Origin of the sequence: Actinokineospora guangxiensis (genome assembly GCF_042657845.1) — a bacterium.
Classification (GTDB): Bacteria; Actinomycetota; Actinomycetes; order Mycobacteriales; family Pseudonocardiaceae; genus Actinokineospora; species Actinokineospora guangxiensis.
On sequence record NZ_JBHSKF010000006.1, the window covers coordinates 263,964 to 276,763 of the forward strand.

3 protein-coding genes are annotated in these 12,800 nt (G+C 73.1%); all 3 read right to left on the minus strand.

Annotated features, from left to right (window positions below; genetic code table 11):
* Positions 1-2 precede the first annotated feature (2 nt).
* From ACFPM7_RS15485 to asnB, 3 genes are read right to left on the minus strand one after another with little or no spacing between them, the layout of a single operon-like run.
* Entirely contained in the window at positions 3-7,622 is a 7,620-nt protein-coding gene (locus tag ACFPM7_RS15485) for an amino acid adenylation domain-containing protein (RefSeq protein WP_378248308.1), read from the minus strand.
* Positions 7,619-10,924: a non-ribosomal peptide synthetase gene (locus tag ACFPM7_RS15490; protein WP_378248309.1), complete on the minus strand. Its 3,306-nt coding sequence runs from the start codon at positions 10,922-10,924 to the stop codon at positions 7,619-7,621. Before ACFPM7_RS15490 ends, ACFPM7_RS15485 begins: the two co-directional genes overlap by 4 nt.
* Positions 10,921-12,798: an asparagine synthase (glutamine-hydrolyzing) gene (gene asnB / locus ACFPM7_RS15495; protein WP_378248310.1), complete on the minus strand. Its 1,878-nt coding sequence runs from the start codon at positions 12,796-12,798 to the stop codon at positions 10,921-10,923. Before asnB ends, ACFPM7_RS15490 begins: the two co-directional genes overlap by 4 nt.
* Between the last annotated feature and the right edge of the window lie 2 nt (positions 12,799-12,800).

The following is a 12,800-nucleotide window of genomic DNA, read 5'->3' on the forward strand; positions in this document are numbered from 1 at the left end:
CGTCATGCGGGCCACCCGGGTGCGGTGCGCAGGTACGCGCCGTCGGTGGCCAGCGAGTGGAGCAGGGTGCCGTAGGCGGCGAACATCGCGTCGATGAGCCCGGGCGGGAAGGCGTCGGCGAGGTGGTCCCAGTTGTAGCGCAGGGTGCCCACCTCTTCGTACACCTGGTGGTCGAGCAGGACCTGCGGGGTCTGGCTGATGCCGTAGACGACGGTCGCCTCCCACGGCCGTGCCGCAGGTCCGCCCGGCGCGACCTGGAGCATGCTGGTGAAGACGACCGGCGCCCACGCGCGGCCGCGGTGTGCGGGGTCGCCGCGCAGCATGCGCAGGACGTCGACTCCGCCGACGGCCCGGTGATCGAGGTCGGTGAACAGTTGGGCCTGCAGCGTGGCGGCCCGCTCGCCGAAGGTGGGCGCGGAGGCGTCGACGGCGAGCAGGGTGGTCGTGGTGAAGTCGCCGACGACGTTGTCGATATCGGGGTGCACCGGGAGCCGGTTGAAGGTGGTGACGTTGAGGGTGAACCTCGCTGTCTGTGTCCACAAAGCGAGTACCTCGGCGAAGGCGGCGCAGAGCAGCCCCGAGGGGGTCAGGTCGTGTTCGGCGGCGCGTCGACGGACCGCGGACCACTGCTCGGCGTCGAGCGATCCTTCCAACCGGGTGAAGCGCGGTCGGGCCGCGGTGCCGAGGTCTCGGGTCGGGAGCTGGGGCGGTGGCGGGAGCGTGGGGAGCCGGTCGCGCCAGTAGGCCTGGGAGCGCCGGTGGTCGGCGTCATCCGCCGCGCGGTGCACGGCGAGTCGGTAGTCCCGGAAGTGGCAATCCAGCTCTGGCAGCGCGCCGGCGGTGGGGTCGTCGTAGAGGGAGAGCAGGTCGCGTTGCAGGATCTGGAAGCTGAGCGCGTCGGCGATCACCAGGTCGATGCTGATGTGCAACCGCGTGCGGGCGGGATCGAGCCGACTCGCGCGGACGGTGAACAGCGGCCAACCGTGAAGGTCTTGGCGCCTGTGGGAGAGTTCGGCTCGGAGGTCGGCGAGCATCGACTCGCGCTCGGCGGGATCGGCTTGGCGCAGGTCGAGGCGCTCGATGCGGTAGTCGGGCACGTGGGCGAGCACCTGCTGGGTTCCGTCGGCCAGAAGAACGGTCCGCAACGCGTCGTGCCTGTGCACCAGCTGCCGCACAGCTCCCTCGAGCCGGTCGAGGTCGAGGTGGACGACGTCGAGCTCGACGTAACTGTGGGTGGACACTCCCCCGAGCCACTGGCCGTCCCGGCTACCCAGCCAGTACGCCTCCTGGATCGGGGTCAGGGGGAACGGGTCGAAGCGGGCGGATGGGTCTGGGATCAGCTCCAGGGTCGTGTCCGCGGTCGTGCCGCCTGCGCGGGCGGCGGCGACGGCGGTGGCCAGTCCTGCGGCGGTGGGGTTGTCGTAGACCTCGGCGAGCGGGATACGGACGCCGAGTTCGGTCTGCAGGCGGGCGATGAGGCGCAGTGCCACCAGAGACGTGCCGCCGAGGGCGAAGAAGCTGTCCTGCGCGCCGACCTGCGGGACGTCGAGAACGATCCGCAGCGTCTCGGCGAGGGCCGTGACGAGTCCTTGGTCGGCGTCGGGTGCGACGGATTCGGTCCGCGCGGCGCCGGCGTCGGGCGGTTGCGCGGCTCGCGCGGTGAGTGCGCCGCGGTCGACTTTGCCGTTGCCGGTCAGCGGTAGCGAGGGAATCGCGGCCGCTGTGGTCGGCACGAGGTAGCCGGGCAGGTCGGCGCGCAGTCCGTCGCGGACGGCGGATTCGCCGGGGTCCGCACCGTCGGGGACGTAGAAGGCCGCCAGGCGCCGGTCGCCCCTCGGCGGACCGACGGCGACGACCACTCCGTCCTCGACTCCGGGCAGCGCCCGCAGCGCGGCTTCCACTTCGCCCAGCTCGACGCGGAAGCCGTTGATCTTCACTTGGTGGTCGTCGCGGCCGAGGAACTCCAGCGTGCCGTCCGGGTGGTACCGGGCGATGTCGCCTGTGCGGTAGAGCCGCTCCCCCGTCTTCGGGTGGCGGACGAAGGCCGCGGCGGTGCGCTCGGCGTCCTCCCAGTAGCCGAGGGCCAGGCCGTCGCCGCCGAGGTACAGCTCGCCCGGGACCCAATCGGGGCGCGGTCGCATGGCGGCGTCGAGCACGTGGGCGGTCTGGTTCGCCAGCGGCGCGCCGTAGGGCACCGAGGTCCACCCGGGAGCGGGGTGCGCGGTGGGGTGGTGGACCGACCAGATCGATGCCTCGGTCGCCCCGCCGAGGCCGATCACGTCGGCGGCGGGCGCCACGCGCTGGACGCGGGCGGGCAGGTCGAGTGGAATCCAGTCGCCGCTGAGGAGCACGAGCTTGAGGGTGGCGAGGTCTTCGCCGCTCGATTCGGCGCGGTCGACGGCGAGGCCCATGAGGGCGGGCACCGAGTTCCACACCGTCACGCCGTGGCCCCGCACGAGGTCGAGCCAGCGGCCGGGGTCCTTGACCTCTGCGTCCACGGGCAGGACGAGGGCACCTCCGGTGGCCAATGCGCCGAAGATGTCGTAGACGGATAGGTCGAAGCTGAGCGAGGAGAGCCCGAGGACACGGTCCGTTGCGGTGACGGCGAAGCGGCGGTTGACGTCCTCGATGGTGTTGACCGCCCCGGCGTGGTCGATCATGACGCCCTTCGGGACGCCCGTCGACCCTGATGTGAAGATCACGTAGGCGAGGTCGCCCGGCGCGCAGAGGGGATTGCGGGGATCGATCGGCGGCGTTGTCCAGCCGTCGTTGGTGTCGATGGGACGGACCCACGCGCCGGGCAGGGCGGGCAGGGTTTCGAGCAGCCGGGTTTGGGTCAGGACGTGCCGGACGCGGGTGCGGTCGCACAACTGTCGCAGCCGTTCTCGCGGAAGCTCGGGGTCCAAGGGGAGGTAGGCGGCTCCCGCGGTGGTGACACCGATGACGGCGACGGCCTGCTCCCAGCCCTTGGCGGCGACGACGGCGACGACATCGCCGGGACCTGCCCCTGCCGCGCGCAGGGCACCCGCGATGCGGCCGGCGCGATCCAGCACGTCGCGGTGGCTGAGTCGGTGCCTGCCCGCCGCGATCGCCAGTGCGCTCGGGTCGACGGCCACGCCACCGGCGGCGAGCCGCGGCAGCGTCGTGGTCGAGCGGACAACGGCGGTCGCGTTGCGCGCGGCGCGCCGGTCCAGCTGGGAGCGCGGCAGAAGCGCGGGGGTGGGCTCGTCCCAGTCGTGGCGGCCGTCGGCGAGACGGGTCAGCAGGTCGAGATAGGCGTCGAAGGCGTCGTCGACCAGGCCGTCGGGAAACAGTTCGGCGACGACGTCCCAGGTGAGGAGCACGCCGTCGGGGGTTTCGCTGGCCTGGTGGTCGATGTAGAGCTGTGGTGTCTGGGTGACGGCGAAGCGCAGATCACCGATGGGCTGTTGGGCTGGTGGCGGGCCGAGACCGAGATTGCTGGTGAACACGACCGGGGCGAGCAGGGCGGGGCGTCCGCCGCGCAGTCGGGCGGATTCCCTGGCGACGTCGACGCCGCTGACGAGGCGGTGGTCCAGGTCGTTCCAGAGCCGGTCTTGCAGGGCGCGGGCGGAGGCGGTGAAGGCGGCGGGTGCGCGGTGGTCGACTTCGAGCAGGCTCAGCGAGGTGAAGTCGCCGACGACGCGGTGGGCGTCGGGGTGGCTCGGGTCCCGGTCGAAGAGGGTGAGCATGAGGCAGTAGTGCGAGTTCCGGCTCCAGGTGGTGAGCACCTCGGTGAAGGCGGTGAGCAGTGCGACGGGCGGGGTGACGCCGACCGTCGCGGCGCGTTCGCGCAGGCGGGTCCACAGGCTCCGCGGCAGGATGCGTGCCCAGCGGTGGAACCGGGGCTGGTCGATGTCCGCGGGTGAGCGGGTGAGTGGGAGTTCCGGGCCTGGCGGCAGATCGCTGAGGCGCTTGCGCCAGTACTGCCAGGCTTCCTCGCGGGCGGTGCTCGTTCGCTCTGCTTCACGGGCGAGGACGCAGTCGCGGAAGGTGAGGCCGATGGGCGGCAGGGTGGCCGTGGGGTCGCGGTACAGGGTGGCGAGTTCGCCCATGAGCAGGGTGACGCTGTAGGCGTCGGCGATGAGGGCGTCGATGCTGACGTGGAGGACGTCGCCGGTGCCGGTGCGGGTGACGCGCAGGTCGAAGAGCGGCCACCGGTCCGCGGGGATCACTTGGTGCGACATCCGGTCGCGGAGGTCGGCGAGGTGCCGGTCGCTCTCTTCGGCCGGGTGTGCGCGCAGGTCGTGCTCGGGGATGTGGAATGGCGCGACGGTGGCCAACACCTGCTGGGTGCCGTCGGGTCGGACGGTGATGCGCAGCGCGTCGTGGCGGGCGATGAGGACCGCCATCGCCGCGGTGAGCCGATCGGTGTCGAGGTGGGGCGCCGACAGTTCGAAGTAGCCGTGGGTGGCGATGTTGCCGAGGTCGAACCCGGGGTCGCGGCCGATCCAGTACGCCTGCTGCACGTCGGTGAGCGGGAAGGGGTCGTAGCGTCCCGTGTGCTCGGTCGGCGTCGTCTCCGTCCGGCTGGGTGCGGCGTGCGCGTTGGCGGCTCGGGCCGCGAGGGTGGCGATGGTGGGCGCGGCGAACAGGTCGCGCAGTCCGAGGGAGACCCCGATGGCGGATCGCAGGCGGTGCACGAGGGCGGCGGCCAGCAGGGAGTGCCCGCCGAGGTCGAAGAAGTCGTCGTGCACGCTCTGCCAGCGGGTGGGCAGCAGTTCGGCGAACAGGTCCGCGATCACCCGCTCGCCCGGCGTGCGGGGTTGGGTCCCGTTCCCCTGGCCGGCGGTGGGAATGCCCGCGTGTGCCAGCGCCCGGCGGTCGATCTTGCCGCTGGTTGTCAGCGGGAGGTCAGCCGCGTCAACGAGCACGGCGGGGACGAGGTGCGGTGGGAGCACCGATCGGGCGTGGGCGCGGAGGTCCTCCAGCGGGCAGGGCTGGTCGAGCACGAGGTGCCCGACGAGGATCGTCGTGCCCGCGACGTCGGTGGCGGGCACGACGACGGCCTGGCTGACGGCCGGGTGGAGCCGCAGCGCGCGCTCGACCTCGGATGGGTCGGCGCGCACGCCGCGGACCTGGACCTGGCCGTCGACTCGGCCGAGGTGCCGCAGCGCCGAGTCGGGCCCCACGCGAACCACGTCACCGGTCTTGAACGCGCGCGCACCGGCTGCGGACGTCGGGTCCGGGACGAAGGCGGCCGCGGTCGGCCCTGGCTTGCCGAGGTAGCCGCGCGCGACGGCGTCTCCGCCGACGAACAGCTCGCCGACGCCCAACGGCGGCGCCCATCCCCCGGCGCGAGTCCGCACGGAGGCGGTGACGCCGGGAATGGGTGTTCCGATGCCGACCGTGCCGAAGTCCGCGTCGACCGTGGTCGCGGTGGCGTCGGCGGCGATCTCCGTCGAGCCGTAGAGGTTGAGCAGCCTTCTGCCGGGCAGTTCGCGGTGGAAGCGGGCGGCGAGGTCGTCGGGCAGCGGCTCGCCGCTGCAGGTCCACACGGCGAGTGCGGGCAGCCGGGCGGCGAGGTCGAGCAGGGCACGCAGCAGGGAGGGCACGACCAGCAGACGGGTGACGCGGGCGCGGGCGAGAGCGCCGACGAGGGTGTCCGGGTCGGCGGCTGTGTCCTGGTCGAGCACCTCGGCGGGCACGCCGTGCAGCAGCGGGCCGAAGACCTCGGCCAGGGAGTCGACGAAGGTCGGCGAGGTGCGGTGGCAGGCGATCTCGTCGGGCCGGTAGGGGTGCTCGCTCCACATCCAGCGCAGGCGGTTGACCATGCCCCGGTGCGGTCCCAGGACTCCCTTGGGTTCTCCGGTGCTGCCGGAGGTGTAGATGACGTAGGCGGCTTGGTCCGCGGCGACGGCGAGACCGAGGTTGGAGGAGTCGGTGTCGGAATGGTCGTCGACCACGACGGCGGCGACGGTGTCGGGCAGCTGATCTCGCAGGTCGGCTGTGGTGACCACGCAGCGGGCGTCGCTGTCGGTCAACAGCGCGGACCATCGAGCCTGTGGATGCGACGGGTCCAGCGGCAGGTAGGCCGCTCCCGCTTTGAGGATGGCGAGTTGGGCGGTGACCGCCTCGGGCGAACGCGGGAGGAGCACGGCGACGCGGTCCTCCGGGCGTACCCCGACGGCGCGAAGACGCCGGGCGAGCCGGTTGGCGCGGGCGTTGAGGCCTGCGAAGGTGACGTGGGCGGCGCCGCAGCGCAGTGCGGTCGCGTCCGGAGTGCGGGCGGCTTGGGCCTCGAACAGTCCGTGCAGGGTGTCCTCGGACAGGCCCGGGGCCCCTCGTGGTGGCTCCGATGGGTCGAGCGGGAGGTCCGCGCACGCGAGGTCGGGGTTGTCCACCAGCGAGGAGAGCGCGACGCGCAGGTGACGGGAGAGGCGGACGACGGTGGCTTCGGTGAGGACGCTGCTGTCGTACTGCCACGACAGCTGTAGCACGCCGTTGTCATCGGTGACCTCGACGGTCAGATCGTGGTGGGCGTGGGCGTGGGGTACGTCGAGCAGCTCGGTGTCCAGGCCGGGCAGGGTGATCGGCCGCGGGGGCTGTTGCTGGACGCACACCACCGACACCAGGGGCGCCGACCGCGCGGCCTGGTCCGGTCGGAGGTGTTCCACCAGCACCTCGTAGGGAAGGTCCTGCAGGTCGTAGGCGCGCACGCAGTCGTCGCGGACGCGCCGCCAGAGGTTCCGGAATGTCAGTGTGTCCGCGGTACGGGTGAAGTCGGCCAGGACGACGAGGACGTTGCCGAAGTAGCCGAGCGCATGCTCGTGTTCCGGCCGGGTCCTGCCCGCGGACAGGGTGCCGATGGCGATCCGGTCATCGCCGGTCAACCGGTGCAGGACCGCGGCGAGCGCGGCGAGGACCAGCATGAACAGCGACCCGCCCTCGGTCGTGCGCAGGGCGTGCAGGCGAGCGGTGAGGCTGGGGGGCAGCGCCGAGGTCCACACGGCCGCGGTGCGGGCGCGGTCGCCGGGATGCCCGTCGAGCGGCAGCGCCTCGCCGTGCGGGCCCGCCAGCTCGGCGAGCCGCGCGGACAGCCTGTCACTGGGTGGCGGAAGGCGTCGTCGCTCGCGGGCGAACTGGTGGTACTGCGGGGCCGGGGGCGGGGTGGGCTCCGCGACCCCGCACGTGGTGCGGCGGTAGGCCGCCGCGAACTCCTGGGCGATGAGGCGCATGGACCACGCGTCGGTCGCGGCGTGGTGGAGCGCGAGGACGACGGCGTGCTCGTCCCGACGCGATCTGATGATGGTGAACCGGAAGACGGGGCCGCGCGCGAGGTCGAACCGACGGCGGGCTTCGGCGGCGAGAACGCGTGCGCGGGCGGCGTCAGCGGCGCGCGGCGCAAGGCCGGACAGGTCTACCAGGCGCACGGGCACGGGTTCTGCGGCCCGGACGAGTTGCACAGCCGCACCGTCCTCGACGGTGATCACGGTGCGCAGGACGTCGTGGCGGTGGACGATCTCCGCCAGGCATCGTCGGGCGGCGGCGAGGGACAGCGGGCCGTGCACGGTGACGGCGGAGGCGAGGGTGAGCGCGGCGCCGTCGGTGAGCTGGTCGAGCAGCCACATCCGCTCCTGGCCGTGGGACAGCGGGGCGCTCACGGCCGCTCCCCGCCGTTCTCGTCGCGGTCCACGGCCGCGGCCAGCGCGGCGAGGTCCGCGCACCGGTAGACCTCGCCCAGCGTGAGGTCGACGCCGCAGGTGGCGTTGAGCCGAGCGTGCATGCGGGTCAGCAGCAGGGAGTCGCCGCCGAGGGCGAAGAAGTCGTCGAACCTGCCGATCGCGGGCACCCCGAGCAGCTCACCCCAGATGCCCGCGATCGCGGTCTCGGTCGCTGTGGCGGGCGGCTCACCCGCCTGCTCGTCGCGTCCGTGCGGGACGGGCAGCGCGCGGCGGTCGAGCTTGCCGTTGCGGGTGAGTGGCAGCTCGGACAGGGCGGTGAAGGACCGCGGGACCATGTAGGGCGGCAGCAGCCCGGAGGTGTGCCTGCGCAGCGCCACGCCGCTCGGCGAAGAGCCGGGGGCGGCGACGAGGTAGGCGAGCAGGCAGTCCCTGCCCTTGTCATCGACGCCGTGGACGACGGCCGCGGCGGTGACGTCGGGGTGGGCGAGCAAGGCCGCTTCGACCTCGGCGGGCTCGATGCGGTGTCCGCGCAGCTTGACCTGCTGGTCGAGCCTGCCGACGTGCGCCAGCTCTCCGTCGGCACGTGCCCGGACGCGGTCACCGGACCGGTAGGCGCGGCCGCCGCCCGGCACCGGCCGGAAGCGGTCGGCGGTCAGGCCCGGCGCCCCGAGGTAGCCGCGCGCGACGCCGGGGCCGCCGACGAGCAGCTCACCGACGCCGCCGGGAACGACCGCGGCGCCGTCGCGGTCCACGACGACCGCGGACACCCCGGGCAGCGGAGTACCGATCGGACTGTCGGAAGAGCGGAGGTCGTCGCGGGAGAGCCGCTTGCAGGTGACGTGGACAGTGGTTTCGGTGATCCCGTACATGTTGATCAGCTCCGGCCCGCCTTCGGACCGGCCGTCGAGCGCGGCCGGTTCGACCCGTTCACCACCGAAGACGACGGCCGCCACCTCGGGTGGTCCGCCGGTCTGGCCGACCAGGCCCTGGTAGGCGGTCGGGGTGCTGCTGTGGACGGTCACCCGTTCGTCGCGCAGCGTCCTGGCCAGAGCCAGGGGGTCGCGCGCCGTCGTCCGGGGCACCACGACGACGCGCCCGCCGTGCAGCAGCGGGCCCCAGAGTTCCCAGACGGAGAAGTCGAAGGCGCTGGAGTGGGTCAGCGACCACGTGCCGGTCATGTCGAAGGGGTGGGCGCGCCGCGCGGCGTCGAACAGGGCGACGACGTTGGCGTGGGTGATCATCACCCCCTTGGGGCTGCCCGTCGATCCCGAGGTGTGGATGACGTAGGCCAGGTGGCGGGCGTCGACCCTGGGCAGGTCGGCGGTCGCCTCCCGCTCGGTGGCGCCTGTGCGGTCGAGGACGAGGACGTCTCCGTCGAACCAGCGCAGCCCTTGCTCGTGTCGCTCGCCGACGACGAGTAGCCGCGCCGCGGACGTGGTCAGGATTGCCTCGTGCCGGGCGGCGGGGTCGTCCGGGTCGAGGGGCACGGCGAAACCGCCGGAGAGCGCGACGCCGATCAGGGCGACCGCCAGTGCCGCGGTGTGGTCCACGCATACCGCGACCGGGGTCTCAGCGCCTGCTCCCGCGGCGCGCAGGGCTCGGGCGAGATGCTGGGCGCGGCAGTGGAGGGCGCGGTAGGTGACGGACCCTCGGGAGTCGGTCACCGCGACGGCGTCGGGTCGAGTTCTCGCCGTGGCCGCAAAGAGCGTGCCGAGGGACGGCGGAACGTCGGGGGCGAGGGGGGTGGGCCAGGGTGGGCGCGGCGCGGCGAACCGGGTCAACGTCCGGCACCGTGCGCCGGGTTGATCGATGCCGACAGAGAGCAGGGTGAGGAGGCGGTCGAGGACAGCGCCGACGGTGGCGGCGGCGACGCGGCTCGGGTCGTACTCGGCGAGCAGGCGGTAGCGCGGCCCGTCCTCGGCGAGGGTCACCGCGAGCGGGAACTTCGGCCGCACGGTCCGCAGGGGAACGACCTCGACGGTGGCCGCGCCCAGCGCGGGCGCGGCGAAGGGCGGGTCCTGCTGGGTGAGCACGACGGCGTAGGGCTCGGCGCGACCGCGGCCGATCACGCGGTCCACGGGCAGGTCGTGGTCGGTGAACGCCCGACCGACCTCGGCGTGGACCGCCCGCACGGTGTTGTCGAAGGTGGGGTTGGCGCTGTAGTCCAAGCCCAAGGGCGAGACGGTGGCGAAGCAGCCTATGGTGCCTGTCATCTCCGCGCGTGTGCGACCGGTGACAGGGACTCCGATGACGATGCCGGACTGGCAGGCGCAACTGGTCACGGCCAGCCCGAGCGCGGTCGCGACGATGCTGAAGACCGTCGCGCCGAGTTCGCGCGCCAGGCCCCGGACGGCTGCGGCGGTGTCGGTGTCGATATGGCGGACGGCGGCCCGGGCGTCCGCGGCCCGACGCTCGAGGTCGGCAGGAGTGAGAAGGTCCCACGTCGTCGTGAGCCCCGCCAGCCGTTCACGCGCAACAGCGAGACGGTCCGCGGCGGCTTGAGTGGCGGCAACTGCGCGCCGCGTTCGGGCCACCTCGCTGAACTGCACGGGCGGCTCCGGCATCGCCGCGGGCCGCCCGTCGGTGGCCGCGGCGTGGTGGGCGCTCAACTCGCGGGCGAGGATGCCCAGCGACGCTCCGTCGGAGGCGATGTGGTGGCGGGTGTGAAGCAGGTCGTGCTGCTCGCGGCCGACCCGCACGAGCACGGTCCGGTGGGCGGGCGCGGCGTGCAGGGGGAACGACCGGCCGACCACGGCGTCGGCCACCGATTCCCTGATGGTGTCGCGCGTCGCGGGCGACAGGCCGGAAAGGTCGACCAGGGGAAGCGCTGTGCGTGTGTGCGGATGCGCCTGCTGACGAGGTTCTCCGTCCACGGCGGTGAAGGTGGCGCGCAGCACCGTGTGCCTGCGCACCACCTCGCCGAGCGCGAAACGCACCGCGGAAGCCGACACCGGTCCGGTGAGCCGAAGCTCCAACGGCAGGTGGTAGGCGGTGTCGTCCGGGTCGAGCCGGTGGTGCAACCAGAGCTGTTCCTGCACCGGGGACAGCGGTGACTCCTCGTCCCACCGCCGCAGGACGTCCAGGATGGCCTGCTTGTGCGCCTGGATCCGCTCGACCAGCGGGCCGGTCAACACGCCGGGCGGGGCCTGGCACCGCAGGCGGTCGCCCTCGGCCGAGACCCGCACGCCGCTGCTGCTCAGCTCAGCGAGCAGATCGTGCGGCGTCTGGTCGGGCACGGGCCCGCGACTCGGCGGGTTCGTCTCGTCGGGCAGCACGTTCACCGTCCCCTGCCGAGGTGGAAGTGCTCGGTGAGCACCACCATCCCCGCCACCAAAAGCAAGGGTTTCTCGAAGGCCAGCCGCCGGGCGGCGGGCACTTCCCGGAGGCGACCGACGAGCGCCCGGACGCGGACGGGGTCCACGAACGGAACCGCGTCCAGCGTCGGGCCCTCCACGAGTTCGGTCAGCAGGGCCAGGGACCGGTCGTCGCTGACGGCGGGCGGAGCGAAGAAGGGCTTCTTGCCTGCCTGCACCACGGCGGCGGGCAGCAAGCCGCGCAGGGCCTCACGCAGCACGGGCTTCGAGTGGACGCCCGCGAGGTGCCGGTCGACGCCGATGGCCTTGGTGGCGTCGGCCAGGTGGTGATCGAGCAGGGGCAGGCGCACCTCGACGCCGTGCGCCATGTCGAGCCGTTCGGCGAGCAGGATGTAGTTGGCTAGGCGGAGCTTGCAGAACAGGTACTGGGACTGGTGGTAGGGGCTGCGGCCGGCGAGTTGCCCTGTCCACAGCGGGGTGTCGAAGAACGGGGCACAGGGCTCCCGGCGCAGCAGCAGATCGGCGAAGTCGGGGGCGAGCATCCCGAGCAGCGGCTGGGTCACCGTCATGTGCCGGTCCAACAGCCACCCGGGCACGAAGCCCAACGCCTTCACCACAGACCTGAGGTGTGCGGGGCCGTCCTCGGCGGCCAGGCGGGCGGCACCGGACTCGGCGCGCCGCCGAGCTTCCGCGGAGATCGTGGTCCGCAGGTCATGGCGGGTCTGCGGGTAGCCTGCGAACAACTCGTCGCCGCCCTCGCCCGCCAGAGCCACGGTGAAGCCGTGTGCGCGGATCATCTCGGCTTGGGCGAGGCGGGCGGTGCCGTGCAGGTTCTCCTGCAGCATCTCCCCCGCGGTGATCGTCGCGGCGAAGCGCTCGGCGTGGTCGCCGCGGCTGAACGCCAGCTCGTGGTGCCGTGCCCGCGTCTGCCGCGCCGTGATGGCGGCGAGCGGGCCTTCGTCGAACTCCGGGTCGTCGAAGCGCACGGTGAAGGTCGTCGGTGTGGACCGTTCCGCCGCGATCGCGACCACCGCGCCGGAGTCGAGGCCGCCGCTGAGGTGGTAGGCCACGGGCACGTCGGCGACCTCACGGGTGTGGACGGCGTCGCGGACGAGGTCCGCGATCCGCTCCGCGGAGGGGCCACCGCCTGCGGGATGCTCGTCCTCACGGGGGTAGTCGAGGTCCCAGTAGGACCGTACGCGCGCCCCGCCCTCATCAACGGTGAGCACGCACCCAGGTGGGACCTGGTGGACGCCGCCGAACAGCGTGCGGTCCGGCGCGAACCCGGCCAGCAGGTGGTCGGCAAGGGATTCGTCGTCCCAGCGGGCGGGCACGCCCATCGCGAAGAGCGCTCGGGCCTCGGAGGCGAACAGCCGCCGCCCGGCGTGTTCGGCGTAGTGCAGGGGTTTGCAGCCGAAGCGGTCCCGGACGGCGATGAGAACGCCTCGCCGGGCGTCCCAGAGCAGCACCGCGAACTCACCCCGAAGCTCGCGCAGCGCCGCGACGCCGCCTTCGGCGTAGAGGTGCAGTGCGATCTCGCTGTCCGAGCGGGTGCTCAGGTGCCTGCCTGCCCGGCGGAGGCGGTCGCGGACCTGCTGGTAGCCGTAGAACTCGCCGTTGACGACGACAGCGAGCCCGTCGGCGGCCGAGGTCAGCGGTTGGGCGCCGGTGGCGGGGTCGATGACGGCGAGTCGGTTGTGGCCGAGCGCGACCCGGCCGCACGGTGACGCCCAGGTCGACTCGCCGTTCGGGCCGCGGTGGCGTTGCGCGGCCACCCCGGGGGCGACGACGTGCTCCGACAGTCCCCCGTGCGCCGCGTAGGCGGCCACCACCCCGCACATGG